This window comes from Sphingobium terrigena, assembly GCF_003591655.1.
GTDB classification, from domain to species: Bacteria; Pseudomonadota; Alphaproteobacteria; order Sphingomonadales; family Sphingomonadaceae; genus Sphingobium; species Sphingobium terrigena.
Genome location: NZ_QVRA01000008.1, coordinates 37328 through 56056, shown reverse-complemented (window position 1 = coordinate 56056; position 18729 = coordinate 37328). Strand labels below are relative to the sequence as shown.

Genomic DNA, 18729 nt, shown 5'->3' with positions numbered 1-18729 from the left:
GCGGGCCGCATGACCGCAAACCGTGCCCTGCGCTGGCTGCGATCGTCCCATGCGCGCTTCATCGGCCTGATCCTGCTGTTGGAACTGGTCTTTGGCGGTGCGCTGTTACTGTCGGTCACGCAACTGGTCCACGCCAGTCTGGACGCAGCGGACAATGCCATCGCGCGCGATACGCGCGACACTTTGCTGGAAATCGAACGGCAGGAAGGCCGCCAGGCGCTGGCCAGCGCCGTCACCGCCCATGCGCAGGACGAAAGCGACGCCGTGTTGCTGCTGGCGCAAGCCGATGGCCGCCGGATCGCAGGCAATCTTTCGGGCTGGCCGCCGGTCATTCCCGCCGATACCGCCGGGGTCACGGCGAAGCTCTATCGCATCGGCGACACCGACGCTGCCCCCTATACGATCACCGCGACCCGGTTGCGGGACGGCGCTCGCCTGCTGGTGGGTGAAAGCACAGATGACAGCGACCAGATCCGCCAGACGGTGGAACGCACGCTGTTGACCGCATTGCTGATGGCGCTGCCCCTGGCCATCGTCGCCGCATGGCTTGTGGTCCATATCATCGACCGGCGGATCGGGCATATCGCCGCCACCGCCGCACGGGTTGGGGCAGGGGAGATCGACCGGCGCGTGCCGCTCGACGGATCGGGCGACAGTTTCGACACGCTGGGCCGCACGATCAACCGGATGCTCGATCAGATCGGCGCGCTGCTGGCCGAATTGCGCACCGTCACGGACAGCATCGCCCATGACCTGCGATCGCCATTGACCCGGTTGCGGACCCGGATCGACCGGGCGATGCAGTCGGACAATCCGGCGGTGCTGCGCGAGGCGATCGACGGGATCAGCCGGGAGGCCGACCAGTTGCTGGCCATGCTCGCCACCGCGCTGGAGGTCAGCCGGATGGAGGCGGGAATCGGGCGGGATCGCTTCGTCGCGACCGATCTGGCCGCCATGCTGATCGATATGGGCGAACTGTACGAACCAGTGAGCGAGGAACAGGGGCGTTTGCTGGCCATATCGATCGCGCATCCCGCAACGCTGCCGGTCCATCGCGAACTGCTGGGGCAGGCGCTGGCGAACCTCATTGACAATGCGCTCAAATATGGGGCGGGGACGATGACGCTGTATCTGAAGGGCGAAGGGGACGAGATTATCGTCGGGCTGGCGGACGAAGGGGCCGGCATCGCGCCCGAACGAGAGGCCGAGGCATTGCGCCGCTTCGGGCGTCTGGACCCTGCCAGGGGGATAGCAGGGGCGGGCCTCGGCCTCTCTCTCGTCGCGGCGGTGGCCCGGATGCACGGAGGGGACGTGCGCTTCGACCGTCGCGACGAATATTTTGCCGTGGAAATGCTGCTCAGGCGGCAGGCTTAGAGGCGGATAGCAGTAAGGCCATATCCGAGCGACGGGAGCCGGGGTCGGGTCAACAGGGGGACACCCGATGCCGACTCCCTGTCGGCAGGGCTTAGTTGGAGGCTGGCTTCGGTGCGGCTGTGGTGGTGGCGGTGCTCTTGGAGACCTTCTTGGCGGCCTTGTGCTTTGCGACATGATGCGTCGGCTTGGCCGCGGCAGTGGCGGCCGAGGCAGCGAGCGGGGTCGCGAGAACGGCCAGCGAAGCCAGGCTGGTGAGGATCAGGCGGGTTTTCATGGTTCAACTCCTATCAAGCGGTCCGTCCTGGACTGCCTGTTCCTTATGACGCCGACCCTCTGTCGCCAGCGTGACGGGAAGATGAACTTTCAGACAGACGCCATAGGAAGCATGGTCGCCCGCATATCCAGCGTCTGCGCGTCGATGTCAGAAAGTCTCTGTCATGGAATGACCAGGTGGCGGAGCGGCAGGGATTCGAACCCTGGATACGCTTTTGGCGTATACTCACTTTCCAGGCGAGCGCCTTCGACCACTCGGCCACCGCTCCGCATTGCACTGGAAGTCGCGCTCCCTATCGCGGCGAAGGCGGCTAGGCAAGGGGATGCTTTACTTTCCTGTGCGGTGGCGCTCTGATCGGCGCATGATCCGTTTTTTCGCGCCCGCGCTGCTCGCTTTTGTCCCCGCTTCTGCTGCCATCGCCGCTGATCCGCCTGCAACGCCCGCTGCTGTCGTGGCCGCAGCGCCGGCCAGCGCCTGGCGCGCGATCGCGGCGGAGGATCTGCTGGTCATGACGATCGAGGGGGGCAAGCGGGTGGTGATTCAGGTCGCACCGGCCTTTGCGCCGCGCCATGTCGCCAATATCAGGGCGCTGGCCAGGGCGCATTGGTGGGACGGGACCAGCATCAACCGGGTGCAGGATAATTATGTCGTGCAATGGGGCGATGTGACGGAAAAGAAGCCGCTGCCGCCCGGCCTGTCGCCGACCAGTTCTGTCGATTATGTCCGATCGATCGCCAATGTGCGGCTGGCGATCACGCCCTCGCCCTCGGTCGACGCCTATGCGCCCCAGAGCGGCTATGTCGATGGCTGGCCTATGGCGATGGACGGCGACGGGGCTTGGTTGCCGCATTGCTATGGCTTTGTGGGCGTAGGCCGCAATGTTTCGCCCGACGCGGGGACGGGGGCGGAGCTGTATGCGGTGAACGGGCAGGCGCCGCGCCAGCTCGATCGCAATATCGCCGTGGTCGGCCGGGTGATCGAGGGGATGGCGCATCTGTCCAGCCTGCCGCGCGGGTCGGGCGAGCTGGGTTTCTACACGGCGGACGAGAAGAAAGTGCCGATCCTGTCGGTGCGGCTGGCGAGCGATTTGCCCGACGTCGAAAGGCCGCGTTTTCAGGCGATGGATGTCGCCTCGCCGAGCTTTGCCGCCTATCTGCACCTGCGCGCCAACCGGAAGGATGATTTTTATGATCGTCCCGCTGGCGGGGTCGATCTGTGCAATGCGCCGGTGCCGGTGCGGGCCGCGCCTTAACGGAACATTCGTCGCGTCATCCGCGCTATAGCCGCAACAGGATAGCGGGAGAGAGCGGATGATCGTCGGCACCGTCAGGGAAATCAAGAATCACGAATATCGCGTCGGCCTGACCCCCGAAAGCGTCCATGAACTGACTGCGCATGGCCATGCCGTGCTGGTGGAGACGGGTGCAGGCGAGGGGATTGGCGCGCATGACGCGCTGTATGAGAAAGCGGGCGCGCGGATCGTCGCGACGGCGGAGGCGGTGTTCGCCAGCGCCGACATGATCGTCAAGGTCAAGGAACCGCAGGCCGATGAGCGGGCCATGCTGCGCGCCGGGCAGATCCTCTACACCTATCTGCATCTGGCCCCCGATCCCGACCAGACCCGCGACCTGATCGCCAGCCGCGCCATCTGCATCGCCTATGAAACGGTGACCGACGATCATGGCGGGCTGCCCTTGCTCAAACCCATGAGCCAGGTCGCGGGCCGCATGGCGATACAGGCGGGGGCGACGGCGCTGGAAAAGGCGCATGGCGGGCGTGGCGTGCTGCTGGGCGGCGTGCCGGGGGTGCTACCTGCCAAGGTCGCGGTGATCGGCGGCGGCGTGGTCGGCTTCAACGCGGCGCAGATGGCGGCGGGGCTGGGCGCGGACGTGACGATCCTGGATCGCAGCCCGGAAGTGCTGGAACGGCTGGGCATGTATTTCGAGGCGCGGGCCAAGACACGCTTTTCCAACCGCGCGAACCTCGCCGAATGTGTCGCGGACGCCGATCTGGTGATCGGCGCGGTGCTGATCCCCGGCGCGGCGGCACCCAAGCTGGTCAGCGCGGCCATGCTGAAAAGCATGAAGAAAGGCGCGGTGCTGGTCGATGTCGCGATCGACCAGGGCGGCTGTTTCGAGACCAGCCATGCCACCACCCATGCCGACCCCACCTATATCGTCGATGGCATCGTTCATTATTGCGTCGCCAATATGCCGGGCGCGGTGGCGCGCACCAGCACCTATGCGCTCAACAATGTGACGCTGCCCCACGCGCTGCGGATCGCCGATCTGGGGTGGAAGGATGCGTTGCGGACCGACCGGCATTTGCTGGCGGGGCTGAATGTGTGGGACGGCAAAGTCACCTATCGCGCGGTCGCCGAGGCGCTGGGGCTGACCTATGTGGAGGCGGCAGAGGCGGTGGCCTGAGAAGGGGTGCATTGCCCGCCCGCCAACTTTTGCCTGTTCCTGTTGCGGGTTAGCCGCGCCTGTTCGTCTAGCCAGACAAGGGACCGCTGATCCACGTCCCTTGTCCGGTTTCGCCGAAGAGAGGCATGGTTTCCCGTGATGATCGATTCCCCGTCATTCGCCCCCTTGACCTGCAAGGGCGTTCGCAACAGCTTGGCCATGGGTCAGGCACGGGAACAGGGAGCGCGGTGATGCAGGGCGATGTCATGACCTGGCTGGTGCCGCTGGTTTCGATGCTGGCCGCTGGCCTTGTGGCCGGTTTTGCCGCCGGGATTTTCGGCATTGGCGGCGGTTTCGTCGTCGTGCCGGCTTTGCTGGTGGTGCTGCCGCTGCTGGGTGGCACGCATGAGGCGATTGCCCATGTCGCGATCGGCACGTCGGCTGCGACCATCATCGTCACCTCGATCCGGTCGCTGCTGGCCCATGCCCGGCGCGGCGCGGTGGAATTTGAAGTGCTGCGTGCCTGGGCACCGTGGATCGTGCTGGGTTGCGGCGCGGGCGTGCTGCTGGCGGGCCATGTCAACGGCAATACACTCAAGATGATCTTCGCCACGGGCGTCGGGCTGATGTCGCTCAACTTCCTGTTGCCCAGCGTCAGCGGCAAGGTGGTCAGCGACACCATGCCGTCGGGCATATTGCGCATGGGGATTGCGGGCGGGCTTGGCACCTTTTCCTCCCTGCTGGGCATTGGCGGCGGCGTCATCGCGATCATGGTGATGACCCTGTGCGGCCGGACCATCCACCGCGCCATCGCCACCGCGTCGGGCATCGGCACGCTGATCGCCATTCCGACCACCATCGGCTTTGCCCTGATCGGCCTGAAGGAAGGCGGACTGCCCTGGGGATCGCTGGGCTATGTCAATATTCCAGCGACGCTGGCGATCGCGTCCATGTCGATGCTGACCGCGCCGCTGGGCGTGGCCGCCGCGCACAGCCTGCCAGCCTCACCGCTCAAGAAGATTTTTGGCATCTATCTGGTCGTGATTTCGGTCATCATGTTCCGGGGCGCGCTGCACGGCTGATCGCCGGGCGTCTGACATCAGGTTGAAACCCCTACCTCCGTTCGTTTCGAGCGAAGTCGAGAAACCTGTGTGCGGCGTTTCTCGGCTTCGCTCGAAACGAACGGGCTAAGGTGACGTCATTATCCCCAAACAGGCTGACCCCTAACAGATATTGTCACTGGCAGGCTTTCCCTCCATTCGTGTAGCGGGGGACATGATGGGGCAGACTGACCAGATTTCCGTGCTGCTGGTGGAGGATGACGCCGCCGCGCGCGCCAATATCGCTGCGATCCTGACCGGCGCGGGGATGACCGTGGAACAGGCGGAGGATGGCGCGACCGGGCTGACGCGCGCAGGCAGCGGCGGCCACGACGTGCTGATCCTGGACCGGATGCTGCCGCATTATTCGGGCATCGACATCGTCACCCGGCTGCGCGGCGCGGGGGTCGGCGCGCCGGTGCTGATGCTGTCGGCGCTGGGGCGCAGCGAACATCGGGTCGAGGGGCTGGAAAGCGGGGTTGATGACTATCTCGCCAAGCCGTTCGAGCCGGATGAACTGGTCGCTCGCGTCCGCGCGCTGTGGCGGCGGGCCAGCCGCCGCAATCATGATCCGGTGCTGCTCTTTGGCGATCTGGAATGTCATGTGAAGGCGCGCACCGCCTATCGCCAGGGGCGGCATCTGGCGCTGTCGCCCAAGGAATTTGAACTGTTCCGCTACCTGATGGACCATGCGGGCGAGGTGGTGACGCGCGAAATGCTGCTGCGCCATGTGTGGAAGCTGAATTTCGACCCCCAGACCAATGTCGTCGACGTCAATGTCGGCCGCCTGCGCCGCAAGCTGGAGGAAGGGTTTAACGGCCCGGTGCTGGAAACCGTGTGGGGTACGGGATACCGGCTGATCGCGGCGGGGGCCGGATCAGCCAGTGGCTAAAACCAAGTTGCCAAGGATCAATCTGTTCCACTCGGTATTTGGCCGGGTGACGCTGTCGGCATTGCTGGTCAGCCTGCTGTCCACATTGGCGCTGTTTCTGGTGGTGCAGAAGATCGTCGCCGATGATGGCCGGGCGATGCTGGCGCGGGAGGTCGATACCGATCTGGCTGGCCTAGCGGATATTTATGTGAGCGGCGGCGACGCGGAGTTGCGGGCGCGTATCGCCGATCGGCTGGCGGTCGAGCGGGAGGATGGCGAGCAGGGCTGGTATCTGTTGGCCGACGCGCAGGGTCGCCGCATCGCGGGCAATCTGGAACGCTGGCCGACATTATCCTCGCGCGTGTCCGAAGCGCGCTTTGTCACCCTGCCAGACGGGCAAAAGATGTTCGCGCGGGCGACCCGGCTTGGCCCGGCGGCGCAATTGCTGGTGGGACACAGCAATATGCGGGGGCAGGCGCTGCAGGCGCGGTTGGCCGTCGCCTTTGCCGTGGCGGGGGCGCTGATCGCGCTGCTCAGCCTGACGGCGGGCCATTTTGCCGCGCGCCGCCTGCGCGCGCGGGTGGAGGCGGTCAACGCGACCTTCGCTGCGGTCCGTGCCGGGCGGATCGCGGCGCGCGCGCCTGGCGCGGGGACGAGCGACGAACTGGCCGAACTGGCGGGCAATACCAATGCGATGCTGGATCAGGTCGAACGGCTGATCGAGGCGCAACGCGCCGTGTCGGACCAGACCGCGCATGAAATCCGCACCCCGCTGATGCATCTCGACACGCGCATATTGAAGGCGATGGAAGGGACGCAGGATGCGGCACTACTGCGCACGCTGGACCAGTCGCGCGGCGAGATTCGCGGGGTCGTGCGGCTGCTCGATTCGCTGCTCGACATAGCGGGCACGCAGGCGCTGCGCGGTGACCTGCGCGGGCTGGCGGAAGTGGATCTCAGTGACATTGCCGAGACGCTGGCGGACCTCTATGGCGCAAGCGCCGAGGAACTGGGCATCGGCTTTCATGCCCGGATTGCGCCGGGGGTCATGCTGCGCGCGGACCCGATGCAGATGATGCGGCTGATGTCCAACCTGCTCGACAATGCGTTCAAATATGTGCCGAGCGGCGGGTCGGTGGCGCTGGAGCTGTCGCCCGGCCCGCGCATCGTGGTGCAGGATGACGGCCCCGGCATCCCGGCGGCGGACCGCGCGCGCATTTTCGAACGCTATGTCCGGCTCGATGTCGGATCCGGTGGCGGGCATGGGCTGGGACTGGCGCTTGCCAGAGCGATTGCGCAGCGGCATGAACTGTCGCTGCATGTGGAGGATGCCGCGCCGGGTGCGCGGTTTGTCGTCCAGTTGGAGGATCAGGATGTTTAGGCTGTTGCTGCCCGCATTGCTGCTTGCCACGACGCCGGCCGCGCCGGCGGCCGACATGCTGCCCGCCGATCCGGTGTTGCGCACGCTGATGGAGGGGGACGCGGCGCTGGCCGGGGGCAATGCCGCGCAACTGATGGACACCGCGCAGGTTTTGAAGGCGCTGGGCGCGACTCCTGCCGAGGGGCAGGATGATCTCGCCGCGCTGTGGACGCAGGAGGCGCAGACGCGCGGCGTGACCCGGTCGACGCTTGCCTTTCGCGGGCGGGCGCTGGGTCCGGCCTATAGGCGCGGGTCGCTGGTGGCGGGCGGCAGCTTCACGATGCGGCAGCTGTTTCTGGCCGGACAACGGGCGCAGATTTCCATCGCGCCGGCGGGCGGGGCTGGGGGCGCTGGCCTGTCGATCCGCGTGCAGGGGTCCGACGGGGCGACGCTGTGCGCGAAGGCTGTGGGCGGGCCGCAGGCGGACTGCGCCTGGCTGCCGGTCTTTACCGAGCGCTATGATATCGTAATCGAAAATGGCGGTTCATCGCCTGCCGGTTTCTACCTGATCGTGCGCTGATCGCGGCTCCGTTCGTCGTTGCAAGGGCGCGTTTCATCCATTCTGTCAGTTCGTTCAGGCGAAAAAGGGCGGGGTCCCGGCGTTGTCTCCTTCGTGTTTCACGAGGAATGAGGAGAAACCCCATGACGCGTTCGTCTTTTCTGGCCGCTGCCGCCCTGCTCACCCTGACTTCCACCGCCGCGCTCGCGCAGGGCGAAGGCCCGGTCAGCTATGAGGAGCAACTGGCGCAGGTTGAAAACCAGCTGACCTATCAGGCCCCAATTGCCGGGATCGAGAATGATTATTGGTTCAACTATCAGACCGACCTTGCCGAAGCGCGCAAGGAACTGACCAAGGATCTGCGCGGTGCGTCCGATGCGGAGGATAATCGCGACGCCTGGGAAGAATATCGCGCCGAATTGGCCGATGCGCGCGGCGATTATGCCAAGGAAATGGCCGAGAAGGGCTATCCCGTCGGACAGGTCCGCGTGCTGGGTGATACGGGACGGTGATGATGCGGGGGAGGGGGCAACCCTTCCCCTGTCAATCGGCGTCGGGATCGCGGAAATTGAGCCGCCGCGTCACGGTATAATCGAGCACGCCGACCAGCAAATAGCTGATCCATTGCTTGGCCAGCGTCAATATGGTGCGGGTGGCGCGGTGGCTTTCCAGCGTTACGACGCGACTGTCCTGCGCCATCCGGTCGATCAGGCTGCGCACCGATGTGGCGAACCCGGCATCGTCGACCCGCAGCATGACTTCCAAATTGACGAACAGGCTGCGCATGTCGAAATTGGCCGATCCGATGAACACGGCATTGTCGATGACGATCAGCTTCATGTGCAGCTTGCGGGGCTGATATTCGGCAATCTCCACCCCGCGCTTGAGCAGTGGCCCATAGAGCAGCCGAGCCGCCGCGATCGTCGCGCCATTGTCGGACTTGGCGGGCAATATGATCCGCGCACCCTTGCGCCTTGTTGCGCGGGCGATCCGCTTGAGCATCCCGCGTCCGGGGGAGAAATAGGCCGCGACCATATCGACCCGCTGCGCCTGTTCCAGATCATGTTTCACCACCTGCGCCCAGGGGCTGAGTCGCCGGGTCGGTCCGCCGATCAGCCAGCGGAACGGATCGGCCGGATCATGATGGAGCGAGGGGTGCCAGTGGCGCACCATGGAGCGCAGGGTGCGGAAACGCTGCTTGCGCGTCGCGACCCAGCGCCAGAGCTGGCCATACCAGCGGCTCATCGCCTCGACCTGCGGCCCTTCGATCCACAGGCCAAGGTCGGCCCAACTGTCGTGCGGCGGGATGCCGAAATAGCTGTCCTCGACATTGAAGCCGCCGATCAACATCCGCGCATCGTCCGCGATCGCCATTTTCTGATGGTTGCGGATCAGGTAGCGGGTCGACCGGCGCGTGCCGAACCGACCGAAATGCCCGCCCGCCTCGACCAGTGGCGCAAAGAAAGCGTCGGGGGTGCGGGACGTTCCGAAGCCATCGACCATCAGCGTGACGGCGACTCCGCGCGCCTGCGCCGCGACCAGCGCGTTGCGTATCTTCGTGGCGCTGCCATCATCGGCAAAGATATAATAATAGAGTTTGAGCGAGGTGCGCGCGCCGGTGATCAGCGCCACCAGCGCGTCGAACAGGGCTGCGCCATCATCGATCAGGCGCAGATGATTGCCGTCCAGCATGACGGCGATGTCGGGCGCTTGGGCTTTCACGGGGGTCGCCATCGCGCCCTCATGCCGCCTTTTGGCCGGGTGCGCCACGGCTTTATGGCCTTTTCATTGACTTGGGACAGGGGCGCTGCTAACCGGCCCACTAATCATTCCATTTGTTGCAGGAGGCCCGTTTGGCCCGCGTTACCGTCGAAGATTGCGTCGACAAGGTTACCAACCGTTTTGACCTCGTCCTGCTCGCCGCCCAGCGCGCGCGGGAGATTTCGGGCGGCGCAGAGCTGACCGTGGATCGCGACCGGGACAAGAACCCCGTCGTCGCGCTGCGTGAAATTGCCGAGGAAACGGTGCTGCCCGCCGAACTGCATGATTCGGTCGTCGCTTCGCTCCAGAAGGTGCAGATTGACGATGACGATACGCCGGACGAAATCGGTTCGATCGCGCAGTCGGCCGAAGCCCTGCGCCTGACTGCCGCGGCCCCGCCGCGCAACCAGAATATCGGCGGCGATTACGACGGCTGATCCACCGGATTTGGTTTGGAGAGGGAAGAGGCCCGGCCTGCGCAAGCAGGACCGGGCCTCACTTTTTTGGTGGGGGGATGAGTGGTGTTCGCACAGTCACATCCGCCAATCCCGCGCAGGCGGCGGCCATCACCTATTCAGGGCCGCGCATCCCATTGGGCCAGCGTCACCCCGCCATCCGCATCCACCGCCAATTCCCCGAACGCCCCCGTCCGCAGCTTGAGCGATCCCAGCGGCAGGCCAGCCGCCAGCAAGGCGAAGCGGGCGGCACCGTTGCTGGTGACGAGCAGGTCCACCCCCTCCGCACCTTCAGCGAAATAAGTGCGCCAGGCAGCGATGCGCGCGTCGGCGTCCACGATCCAGTCGACAGGCGCAATAGCGCGTTCGTCCCAGTCGGCGATCGCCTGCGCACCGATGCGGGCCAGCACTTCTTCTTCGGGGCGGCCTTCGTCGGGACCATGGTCGATTTCGCCCAGCCAGTCGCGCGTGCCATCGGGCGCGTGGCCGATGGCGTCGGCGATCGCCTGCGCGGTTTGGCGCGCGCGCAGCAGCGGGCTGGTCAGCAGGCGGGAGATGGCAAGGTCCTGGCTTGCGAACCAGGCACCCAGCCGCTGTGCCTGCGCATGGCCGCTTTCGACCAGCGGCAGGTCGGTGCGCGATCCGATGCGGCAGGCCTGTGCGCTGCTGGCAAAGGTGTTGCCGTGGCGGATGATGAACAGGCGGCGCATGGGGTCAGGCTGGCGTCGGGTCGCCATGCTGGGCGATCAGCGCCTCGACCCGGCTGATGTCGGCTTCGGTGTCGATGCCGCTGCTGTCGAATAGCGGCGGATCGACCGCCACGGTTGTGACCGCGATGCCCAGTTCCAGCAGGCGGAGCTGTTCCAGCCCCTCCAGATTTTCCAGCGCCGTCGGCGGGCAGGCCTCAAACGCGCGCAGGGCGTCCAGTGCATAGCCATAAAGGCCGACATGCCGCCACACGGGTGAGACTGGCTGGCTGGCGCGCAGGGCGTCCTCGCCGCGGATGGCGGGGATGATATTTTTGGAGAACCATAAAGCCCGGCCATCGGGCGCGCGGGCGCAAGTGGTGCCGCTGAAAGGGGAACGGGTCTTGTGATCGCGCAAGGCATCGAGCGCGGCCCAGTCGAGCGCGATCACCGGGGTGGCGACCTGCGCGCCCGCTTCCAGCGCGGCGATCACCGCCCCCAGTGCGCCCTGCGGCTGGAAGGGCGAATCGCCCTGGAGATTGACGACGAAGCGCGGCGGGGTGGCCTGCGCCAGCGCGGCGGCCAGTGCGCGGCCTGATCCGGTGGCGATGGCGCTGTCGGTCATCACCGCGTCACAGCCTATGGCGCGGGCATGATTGGCGATTTCGTCATCGTCGGTCGCAACGACCAGCGCCACCCCATCGCGCGTGCCGATGGCGGCGCGGGCCATGGCAATGGTACGATGAAGCAAAGTGCGCCCGGCGATCAGGCGCAGCGGCTTGCGCGGCAGGCGGGACGACCCCGCCCGCGCGGGAATGACGACGAGCTGGTTCAGGCGACGCCCGCGTGCAGCAGGTCGTGCATATGGACCGCGCCGATCAGCTTACCCTTGTCGCAGACGAACAGCAGCATGACGTTGCGTTCGTGCATCAGGTGCAGCGCTTCCTGCGCCAGCTCTTCCGGGCCGACGGCCAGTGGCGTGGGGGTCATGAAACGCCCGACCGAATCGGTCAGATTCTGCTTGCCGGTAACGGTGCGACGCAGGTCGCCGTCGGTAAAGGCGCCGATCAGTCGCCCGTCGCGATCGACGACTGCCGTACCGCCCAGGCGCGCACGGGTCATTTCGATCGTCGCGTCGAGTAACGAGGCGTCCTCCTGCACGGACGGGACATCCTCCCCCTTCGCCATCAGCTCGCGCACCTTGACCAGCTGCGCGCCCAGACGGCCATTGGGGTGGAATTTGTGGAAATCATCAGCGGAAAAGCCGCGCATTTCCATCAGCGCAATCGCCATCGCGTCGCCAAAGGCCATCTGCACCGTGGTCGATGTGGTGGGCGCCAGCGAATTGGGGCAGGCTTCGGGGACGTCGGGCATCAACATGCAAATGTCGGCGGCGGTCGCGACAGTGCTGTGCGCCTGTGCCGTCATGCCCAGCAGGGGAATGGCGAAGCGTTTGCAATATTGGATGATGGGACCAAGTTCGGTCGATTCGCCCGAATGGGACAGCATCAGCACCACGTCGTCCGGCGTCACCATGCCCAGATCGCCATGGCCGGCGTCGGCGGGATGCAGGAAGATGGCCGGCGTGCCAGTGGAGGTCAGCGTCGCCGTCATCTTGCGCGCGACGATGCCGCTCTTGCCGATGCCGGTCACGATCACGCGGCCGCGGACATTCATGATGACGCCGATCAGCCGCACGAAAGTGGCGGCAAAGTCGCGTTCGGCAAATTGCGCTTCGAGCGCGTTGAGGCCCATCGCGGCGACAGACAGGCTGTGGCAGGCGGTCTTCACGATCCGTCCGCCCGAGCCGAACGGGACAATTTTCGAAGCAAGTGTTGACACGCGTTTGCCCTTTTCCCCGCTTGTCGCCGCCGGATATCCGGCTGGCACAGGCGGCGACGAACCATCGTATTCGATGCGTCGTCTTTCCCTTGTTCCGCGACCCCTGGCCGGCTTGACCACCGGCACACACCAACTGTTTACGCTGTTTCAGGCACTTATGGCAAATCATTTTGCAAGTGCGAAAAGAATTTCAACGCAGTTTTCCGTCACACCGTCGCCATTGAGCGAGGCAGAGCGAATGGGGCGAGCGACGAAGCGTGGAACTTTTCCTGGCTAATTGTGTGCGTTGCAACGTGAATTTACCGAGTCTGGTGATAGTCGCGATACCAGGCAACGAATCGCGGCACGCCCGACTCGATTCCCGTGGCAGGCGCGAATCCAATGTCTTGGGCGATGGCGCTGATGTCGGCAAAGGTCGCATGGACGTCGCCCGGCTGTATCGGCTGGAAATCGATCTGCGCCTTTTGCCCCAGTGCGTCCTCCAGCACCGCGATCAGGTGCATCAGCTCTTCGGGCTTGTTGTTGCCGATATTGTAGAGCCGGTGCGGCGCACGGCTGCCCCCCGGCTTGGGCGCGCCATCGTCGGCAGGCGGATGGTCGAGGCAGCCGATCACGCCGCTGACGATATCGTCAATATAGGTAAAGTCGCGCTGCATACGACCATGGTTGAACACCGGGATCGGTTCCCCGGCGAGGATCTTCTTCGTAAAGATCCACATCGCCATGTCGGGCCGCCCCCATGGCCCGTAAACCGTGAAAAAACGTAGTCCGGTCATCGGGATACGGAACAGATGGGCATAGGTCTCGCTCATCAGTTCATCCGCCCGCTTGGTCGCGGCATAGAGCGAGATGGGATGGTCGGCCCGGTCCTCGACCCGGAAGGGCAGGCTGTCATTGCCGCCATAGACCGAGGAGGAGGAGGCATAGACCAGATGCCGCACCCGCCGCTCGCGCGCCAGTTCCAGCATGTTGACATGGCCCGCCAGGTTGGAGCGGACATAGGCGTGCGGGTTGATCAGCGAATAGCGCACCCCGGCCTGCGCGCCCAGATGGACGATCGCCTCGATCACCTGATCGGCCAGTGCCGCGTGGAGCGCGTCATTGTCGGCGAAATCCAGCTCGTGAACGGTGAACAGCTTGCCATGCGCCGTTTCCAGCATGGCGATCCGGTCGCGCTTGAGCGACACAGGGTAATAATCATTCATATTGTCGATGCCGACTACGGCATGGCCCTGCGCCATCAGCCGGTCGGCCACCGCCATGCCGATAAAGCCGGCAACGCCGGTAACCAATATCGTCATGTCCTTCATTCTCCCACGCAAAAGCGCGCCGGCGGGCAGCGCGTCCTGTCAGTCACACCAAAGTGGCGGGGCATGTAAAGGCCTTTTTCCGCCTGTCCCGCGCCCGGTTCATCCCTCCATGGCGGACAAAGTTTAGGCTTTCCCTAATCTTTGCCATTTAAGGCGGAAAGCCATGGATATGGCATCGCATCCAGCGCCCCCCGTTCCCCTGCCACCGGGCCTGTCGCCCGGATCGCACCCGCGCGTCCGCTGGGCAGCGCTGGCGGAGGAGGCAGCCGAAGCCAATGCTTTCTATGCGCCCGACATGCTGGGTGCGGCGATCGACCATCTCGCCACCGACGGTCAGGTGCGATTGATCGAGGCGCGCGCGGGCGACAGGCTGATCGGCCTGCTGCCGGTGGTGGTGCAGCCGCGCCATGGCCGCCTGCCGATTGGCTGCGTTGCCAACTGGATGCACGATCATTGCTTCTTTGGTGCGCCGATGATCCGCGCGGGGCAGGAAGTGGCGGCGTGGCGCAGCTTCCTTGGTCAACTGGACGATGCCCCCTGGGCGCGGGGTTTCCTGCATATGGAGGCGCTGGACGCCGCCGGGGCCAATGCCGCCGCGCTGGAGGCATTGTGCGTCGAACAAAGGCGCGGGCGGCGCGAGATTCACCGTTACGACCGGGCGATGCTGCGGTCGGACCTGTCCGCCGAGGCCTATTGGGACGCCAATGTGCGGTCCAAGAAGCGCAAGGAAATCCGCCGCCTGCAAAAGCGGCTGGCGGAGCTTGGCACGGTGGAAACGCGGCTGCTGAGCGCGCGCGCCGATCTGCCGCACTGGTGCGCCGATTTTCTGGCATTGGAGGCGTCTGGCTGGAAAGGGCAGGAAGGCACGGCGCTGGCCTGCAAACCCGCCGACGCCGCCTTTTTCCGTGCCGCCTGCGCCGCCGCCTTTGATGCGGGGCGGCTGCACATGCTGCGCATTGATCTGGACGGCCGGGCGATCGCGATGCTGGCCAATTTCCGCCATGGCGCGGGTGCCTTCTCTTTCAAGATCGCCTTTGACGAGGCGCTCGGCCGCTTTTCGCCCGGCGTGCTGATCGAGATCGCCAATCTGCACGCGGTGCAGGATGATCCCGCGATCGGCTGGATGGACAGCTGCGCCGCGCCCGACCATCCGATGATCGACAGCCTGTGGGCGGAGCGGCGGACGATCGTGCAATATCGAATCGCCCTGCGCGGCGCCGGCCTGGCGCGGGTCCAGCGCGCCGCCGCCTTCGCCCTTGCCAACGGCCTTGAATCCCTGGCCAGCCTGATGAAAGGACAGCGATGACCGCCCATCGCCCGATTGCCGCCGCCGATGCGGCGACCTTCCCCGACTCTGCACGCGCGACCTTCGCCGCCGCCTATCCCGACCAGCCGGTTGCGCTGACCCATAATCTGGTTGGCCACACGCTGCTCAGCCTTGATGCGCTGGCGCTACTGGCGGAGCGTATGCCTGCGTCCAGCGTCGAATATAATCTGGGCAAGTTGCCGCTGGGCGTGCGGCCGGAGGATACGCCGTCCAACGGCCTGACGCTGGGCGAAACCATCCGCACGATCGAGAGCAATGGCAGCTGGGCGGTGCTGAAAAATGTCGAGCGTGATCCGGCCTATGCCGCGCTGCTCGACGCGGCGCTGGCCGAACTGGCACCGATCGTGGCGAACAAGACCGGGCCGATGCTCCACCGCGAGGCTTTCATCTTCCTGACCTCGCCCGGCAGCGTCACCCCGTTCCACATGGACCCGGAGCATAACATCCTGCTCCAGATCATGGGGTCCAAGGTCATGACCATCTTCCCCGCCCGCGACGAAGCGCTGGTTCCGGCGCAAAAGAGCGAGGAATTTCACGGCGGTGGCCATCGCAATCTGGTCTGGCAGGACGGGTTCAAGGCGCTGGGCACCCCCTTCCCGATGCAGCCGGGCGACGCGGTGCATGTGCCGGTCAAGGCACCCCATTTCGTCGAAAATGGCCCCGCCGTCTCGGTCAGCCTGTCGGTGACATGGCGGTCCGAACGCAGCGTGGCAGAGGGCGAATTGCACAGTTTCAACGCATTGCTGCGGCGGCGCAGCCTGCCGGTCGGCACGATCAGCGCCCAACCCGAAAAGCAGGGCGTGCGGCGCCTGGTCTATCGCGTCATGCGGAAGCTGGGCGTTTAAGCACGCGGCGCAGCAGCGCCTCGACCGCCAGACGCGGCGAAAAATGTTCGATCACCCACCATTCCAGAGTCTCTTCGCGCGTGGACAGGCTCTGCTTGTAGCGGTCCTTGCCCGCCAGCAGCGAATAGAGCGACAGGCCGCGCGCAGCATAATGATCGACCGCGGCGGCATGGCAGAGCAGGCCCGGCTTGTCCTTGCCCGTGCGCGGTTCGGCAAAGGCGGACTGATAGTTGAGTGCCTGTCCGCAATGGACGAAATTGACCAGCAGGCCCACGACCCCGCCCGCATCGGTAAAGCGCAGCAGGTCGACCGCGCCGCTGGCCCGCCCCTGCTCCACGATAGTCGCGACAAAGCCGCGAAAGGCCGGGTCATCCCACGCATTATCGGCATGACGCCCGCTGTTGAGTGCCGCCATCTCCGCCAGCCAGGGCGCGATCTCGTTCGCGCCCGCCCGCGCGACATGGGGTAGGCCACCGCCATGATCCTTGATCGCGCGGCGGATCTGGCTGCGCGTATTGGCGCTGAGCAGCGAGAGATAATCGCCCGCCGCGCCGCGCACCGCGTCGAGATCGACCTGATAGACGGGTGAGGCATCGACCCGGCGTTTGGTCGAGGCTGGCAGGTTGAGCAGCGCCGAATCGGGCGCAATCCCGCTCAGCCGCAGCGCCCGCCAGTCGCGGCGGCGGCCCAATGCAGCGATGGCAGCGGTCGCCGCTGCCGCCTCCTGCCCGCGCGCAGCGAGCAGGCCATTATATTCGACATAGGGCCGGTCGGCGTGCGCGTCGCCTGACTGGTTGAGGCTCAATGTCGCGACCCGCCCCAGCAGACGCGGCATCATCGCATGACCAACCAGCGCCAGCGCCACGTCCGCCCCCGCTTCATCGGTGACTGCCAGCAGTTCGGGTCGCACATCATAGCTGTCGAGCCATGCGCCCACCCAGGTCCAGCTGAGGAAAAAGGCACCGTCCGCCTGCGCTTCGAGCGCCTGCCAGCGAGCGGAAAGCGCCGCCCGGTCGGGCAGGGGCAGGAATTGCGCGGTAAGAGCCATGGCACCCTCTTGTGGCAGAGCGCCCGGTGCGGTCAAGCGGCTCTGCTAGGCGAATACGCGCCGGTCAGGATCGACCGTGCCATCGGCGCGGACCCCGGCGCGGGCCAGATCGCGGCGCATATGGCCGGTCAGATAGCGGTGCCACATGACGAAATCGGCGCGCAGCGACCAGAGCGGATAGCGGAAGGTGGCGGGCCGGTTGCGCTCGATCAGGCTGTGGCCTGCCCAGGCAAAACCATAGCCCACGATCGGCAGGGCCAGCGCCATCCACCAGCGTCCGGCGACCGGCGCCGCCGCCAGCAGCGCGACGACCAGACTGGTCCCCGCATAATGCAACGCGCGCGTGCCGGGACGCGCATGTTCCTGCAGATAATAGGGCCAGAAATCGCGAAATCGGGTGATGGCAGGCACGGCAATCCTCTCTGCCTTTACCTTATCCCAATGGCTGATCGATGTTAAGAGCGATGCGTCAAATCGTGCCGCGATCGGGCGCAAACAGGAAATAGTCATAGGTCGCCCGTGCTGCTTCCGCCATGATGCGGTCGCGCGTCGCCTGCCCCTTATGGTCCTGCATCACGAATACGGTGATGGCGAACAGCCGTCCGTCGGGCAGGGTGATGACGCCCGTATCATTGCCGGTGCCGTTGAGCGATCCGGTCTTGTGTGCGACCAGCGTGCCGGGCGGCAACATGCCCGGCAGGCGCGCCTTGCCGGTCCGGCACCGTTCCATGATCGACAGCAAGGCGACCGTGCTGCGCCCCGACAGCGCCTTGCCAGTGCGGATCGCGGCGACCAGATCGGTCATCGCGGTCGGCGTGGCGGTATCGCGCGGGTCCTGGGCAAAGGCGATATTGGGAATGTCGCGCGCATCGCGCTCACGCAGGGCCGGATCGGCGGCCATGGCGGCGGCGACATTACGGTTGAAATTGCCCGGCCGGGGGGCCAGCCCCATGGCGCGATACAGAAGGTCGGCGGTGTTGCTGTCGACCCGCAGGCCCCTGATCCCCAGCCCCGCGACCCAGTGATGCACCGCTGCCGGGCCGCCGGCGCGCGCGACCAGCAGGTCGGTCGCGTCATTGTCGCTGCGGGTCAGCATCAGGTCGACCAGCGTGGCGACCGACACCGGACCCGCCGGACTGGCCAGCCGGTCGTCCAGCGTCAACGCGCCTGCATCGATCATCGCAAAGATGCGCCCTGCCACCGCGACCTTATAGGCGCTGGCCATCGGGAAGAGCGTATCGCCGTTGAGCGAGAGCGTTTCCCCGGTGCCAAGGTCGCGCACGACGATGCCGACCGTGCCGTCGGTCAGGCTGGCAAAGCGCTGAAACTGGGCGATCAGCCGTGTCTCGGCAGTCTGCTGCACCGCTGTCTTGGCCGGGCCAAAGGCGTCGGCATCGGGCAGGGGGGCCAGAAACAGGCCAAGCGCGGCGAACATGGCGATGGGACGAAGCGGAACCATAAGCCCCATGTCGCCAATGCGCAGGCCGAGCGCAAGGCCATTTACCGCGATTC

20 protein-coding genes and 1 tRNA gene are annotated in these 18729 nt (G+C 65.7%); 11 read left to right on the top strand and 10 right to left on the bottom strand.

Annotation, left to right across the window (positions count from 1 at the left end; translation table 11 throughout):
* Window positions 1–9 precede the first annotated feature (9 nt).
* Window positions 10–1374: a sensor histidine kinase gene (locus D0Z70_RS10760; RefSeq protein ID WP_119746189.1), complete on the top strand. Its 1365-nt coding sequence runs from the start codon at window positions 10–12 to the stop codon at window positions 1372–1374.
* Between the two features lie 91 nt (window positions 1375–1465).
* On the opposite strand, the gene D0Z70_RS10755 is transcribed toward D0Z70_RS10760, so the two are convergent.
* The gene (locus D0Z70_RS10755) at window positions 1466–1648 is read right to left on the bottom strand and encodes a hypothetical protein (protein WP_119746187.1); all 183 of its coding nucleotides are present in this window, start codon (window positions 1646–1648) and stop codon (window positions 1466–1468) included.
* Window positions 1649–1825: 177 nt separating this feature from the next.
* Window positions 1826–1916: transfer RNA gene (locus D0Z70_RS10750), tRNA-Ser, on the bottom strand.
* A 93-nt stretch (window positions 1917–2009) separates the two neighbouring features.
* Between D0Z70_RS10750 and D0Z70_RS10745 the strand changes: the two genes are divergently transcribed.
* The 7 genes from D0Z70_RS10745 (at window position 2010) to D0Z70_RS10715 (ending at window position 8455) form a co-directional block, all read left to right on the top strand.
* A complete protein-coding gene (locus D0Z70_RS10745) occupies window positions 2010–2900 on the top strand; it encodes a peptidylprolyl isomerase (protein ID WP_119746185.1) in 891 nt (296 codons plus the stop codon).
* Between the two features lie 58 nt (window positions 2901–2958).
* Complete coding sequence (ald, locus tag D0Z70_RS10740) at window positions 2959–4074, top strand: alanine dehydrogenase (protein WP_119746183.1); 1116 nt, start codon at window positions 2959–2961, stop codon at window positions 4072–4074.
* 230 nt (window positions 4075–4304) lie between these two features.
* On the top strand, window positions 4305–5135 hold the full coding sequence (locus D0Z70_RS10735) for a sulfite exporter TauE/SafE family protein (protein ID WP_119746181.1): 831 nt from the start codon (window positions 4305–4307) through the stop codon (window positions 5133–5135).
* Between the two features lie 196 nt (window positions 5136–5331).
* Window positions 5332–6045 (top strand): response regulator transcription factor, encoded by a 714-nt coding sequence (locus D0Z70_RS10730; RefSeq protein WP_119746433.1) that lies wholly within the window; start codon window positions 5332–5334, stop codon window positions 6043–6045.
* 7 nt (window positions 6046–6052) lie between these two features.
* Window positions 6053–7405, top strand: coding sequence for a sensor histidine kinase (locus D0Z70_RS10725; protein ID WP_119746431.1), 1353 nt, complete (start codon window positions 6053–6055; stop codon window positions 7403–7405).
* Window positions 7398–7964, top strand: coding sequence for a hypothetical protein (locus D0Z70_RS10720; RefSeq protein ID WP_119746179.1), 567 nt, complete (start codon window positions 7398–7400; stop codon window positions 7962–7964). Before D0Z70_RS10725 ends, D0Z70_RS10720 begins: the two co-directional genes overlap by 8 nt.
* A gap of 122 nt (window positions 7965–8086) precedes the next feature.
* Complete coding sequence (locus tag D0Z70_RS10715; RefSeq protein ID WP_119746177.1) at window positions 8087–8455, top strand: hypothetical protein; 369 nt, start codon at window positions 8087–8089, stop codon at window positions 8453–8455.
* A 31-nt stretch (window positions 8456–8486) separates the two neighbouring features.
* Here D0Z70_RS10715 and D0Z70_RS10710 read toward each other — a convergent pair whose 3' ends face one another.
* Entirely contained in the window at window positions 8487–9677 is a 1191-nt protein-coding gene (locus tag D0Z70_RS10710; RefSeq protein WP_239018874.1) for a phospholipase D-like domain-containing protein, read from the bottom strand.
* A gap of 119 nt (window positions 9678–9796) precedes the next feature.
* On the opposite strand from D0Z70_RS10710, the gene rpoZ reads away from it, so the two are divergent.
* Window positions 9797–10141, top strand: a complete 345-nt coding sequence (rpoZ, locus tag D0Z70_RS10705; protein WP_026002539.1) for a DNA-directed RNA polymerase subunit omega — start codon at window positions 9797–9799, stop codon at window positions 10139–10141.
* A gap of 137 nt (window positions 10142–10278) precedes the next feature.
* Here the strand turns inward: rpoZ and D0Z70_RS10700 are convergent, their stop codons facing one another.
* The 4 genes from D0Z70_RS10700 to D0Z70_RS10685 form a co-directional block, all read right to left on the bottom strand.
* The gene (locus D0Z70_RS10700) at window positions 10279–10869 is read right to left on the bottom strand and encodes a histidine phosphatase family protein (RefSeq protein WP_119746173.1); all 591 of its coding nucleotides are present in this window, start codon (window positions 10867–10869) and stop codon (window positions 10279–10281) included.
* Window positions 10870–10873: 4 nt separating this feature from the next.
* On the bottom strand, window positions 10874–11680 hold the full coding sequence (kdsB, locus tag D0Z70_RS10695) for a 3-deoxy-manno-octulosonate cytidylyltransferase (protein ID WP_119746171.1): 807 nt from the start codon (window positions 11678–11680) through the stop codon (window positions 10874–10876).
* Window positions 11677–12636, bottom strand: a complete 960-nt coding sequence (locus tag D0Z70_RS10690; RefSeq protein WP_420820379.1) for a KpsF/GutQ family sugar-phosphate isomerase — start codon at window positions 12634–12636, stop codon at window positions 11677–11679. Before D0Z70_RS10690 ends, kdsB begins: the two co-directional genes overlap by 4 nt.
* Before the next feature lie 350 nt (window positions 12637–12986).
* Window positions 12987–13988 carry an NAD-dependent epimerase/dehydratase family protein gene (locus tag D0Z70_RS10685; RefSeq protein WP_119746427.1) on the bottom strand — a complete coding sequence of 334 codons (1002 nt, stop codon included), beginning with the start codon at window positions 13986–13988 and terminating at the stop codon, window positions 12987–12989.
* 172 nt (window positions 13989–14160) lie between these two features.
* On the opposite strand from D0Z70_RS10685, the gene D0Z70_RS10680 reads away from it, so the two are divergent.
* Both D0Z70_RS10680 and D0Z70_RS10675 read left to right on the top strand, forming a co-directional pair.
* Window positions 14161–15303, top strand: coding sequence for a GNAT family N-acetyltransferase (locus D0Z70_RS10680; RefSeq protein WP_119746168.1), 1143 nt, complete (start codon window positions 14161–14163; stop codon window positions 15301–15303).
* Window positions 15300–16169: a cupin domain-containing protein gene (locus tag D0Z70_RS10675; RefSeq protein WP_119746165.1), complete on the top strand. Its 870-nt coding sequence runs from the start codon at window positions 15300–15302 to the stop codon at window positions 16167–16169. The genes D0Z70_RS10680 and D0Z70_RS10675 overlap by 4 nt, the downstream gene beginning before the upstream one ends.
* Here D0Z70_RS10675 and D0Z70_RS10670 read toward each other — a convergent pair.
* The 3 genes from D0Z70_RS10670 to D0Z70_RS10660 are packed head-to-tail and all read right to left on the bottom strand — an operon-like array spanning window position 16147 to window position 18676.
* Complete coding sequence (locus D0Z70_RS10670; protein WP_119746163.1) at window positions 16147–17217, bottom strand: GNAT family N-acetyltransferase; 1071 nt, start codon at window positions 17215–17217, stop codon at window positions 16147–16149. The two genes, D0Z70_RS10675 and D0Z70_RS10670, sit on opposite strands and share 23 nt — an antisense overlap.
* A gap of 45 nt (window positions 17218–17262) precedes the next feature.
* Window positions 17263–17628, bottom strand: a complete 366-nt coding sequence (locus tag D0Z70_RS10665) for an Mpo1-like protein (protein ID WP_119746161.1) — start codon at window positions 17626–17628, stop codon at window positions 17263–17265.
* A gap of 58 nt (window positions 17629–17686) precedes the next feature.
* On the bottom strand, window positions 17687–18676 hold the full coding sequence (locus D0Z70_RS10660; RefSeq protein WP_119746159.1) for a serine hydrolase: 990 nt from the start codon (window positions 18674–18676) through the stop codon (window positions 17687–17689).
* Window positions 18677–18729: the final 53 nt, after the last annotated feature.

Coding starts and splice junctions, on each gene's coding strand:
- D0Z70_RS10760 (WP_119746189.1), top strand. CDS start 10: ATGACCGCAAACCGTGCCCTGCGCTGGCTGCGATCGTCCCATGCGCGC.
- D0Z70_RS10755 (WP_119746187.1), bottom strand. CDS start 1,648: ATGAAAACCCGCCTGATCCTCACCAGCCTGGCTTCGCTGGCCGTTCTC.
- D0Z70_RS10745 (WP_119746185.1), top strand. CDS start 2,010: ATGATCCGTTTTTTCGCGCCCGCGCTGCTCGCTTTTGTCCCCGCTTCT.
- ald (WP_119746183.1), top strand. CDS start 2,959: ATGATCGTCGGCACCGTCAGGGAAATCAAGAATCACGAATATCGCGTC.
- D0Z70_RS10735 (WP_119746181.1), top strand. CDS start 4,305: ATGCAGGGCGATGTCATGACCTGGCTGGTGCCGCTGGTTTCGATGCTG.
- D0Z70_RS10730 (WP_119746433.1), top strand. CDS start 5,332: ATGGGGCAGACTGACCAGATTTCCGTGCTGCTGGTGGAGGATGACGCC.
- D0Z70_RS10720 (WP_119746179.1), top strand. CDS start 7,398: ATGTTTAGGCTGTTGCTGCCCGCATTGCTGCTTGCCACGACGCCGGCC.
- D0Z70_RS10715 (WP_119746177.1), top strand. CDS start 8,087: ATGACGCGTTCGTCTTTTCTGGCCGCTGCCGCCCTGCTCACCCTGACT.
- D0Z70_RS10710 (WP_239018874.1), bottom strand. CDS start 9,677: ATGGCGACCCCCGTGAAAGCCCAAGCGCCCGACATCGCCGTCATGCTG.
- D0Z70_RS10700 (WP_119746173.1), bottom strand. CDS start 10,869: ATGCGCCGCCTGTTCATCATCCGCCACGGCAACACCTTTGCCAGCAGC.
- D0Z70_RS10685 (WP_119746427.1), bottom strand. CDS start 13,988: ATGACGATATTGGTTACCGGCGTTGCCGGCTTTATCGGCATGGCGGTG.
- D0Z70_RS10680 (WP_119746168.1), top strand. CDS start 14,161: ATGGATATGGCATCGCATCCAGCGCCCCCCGTTCCCCTGCCACCGGGC.
- D0Z70_RS10675 (WP_119746165.1), top strand. CDS start 15,300: ATGACCGCCCATCGCCCGATTGCCGCCGCCGATGCGGCGACCTTCCCC.
- D0Z70_RS10670 (WP_119746163.1), bottom strand. CDS start 17,217: ATGGCTCTTACCGCGCAATTCCTGCCCCTGCCCGACCGGGCGGCGCTT.
- D0Z70_RS10660 (WP_119746159.1), bottom strand. CDS start 18,676: ATGGTTCCGCTTCGTCCCATCGCCATGTTCGCCGCGCTTGGCCTGTTT.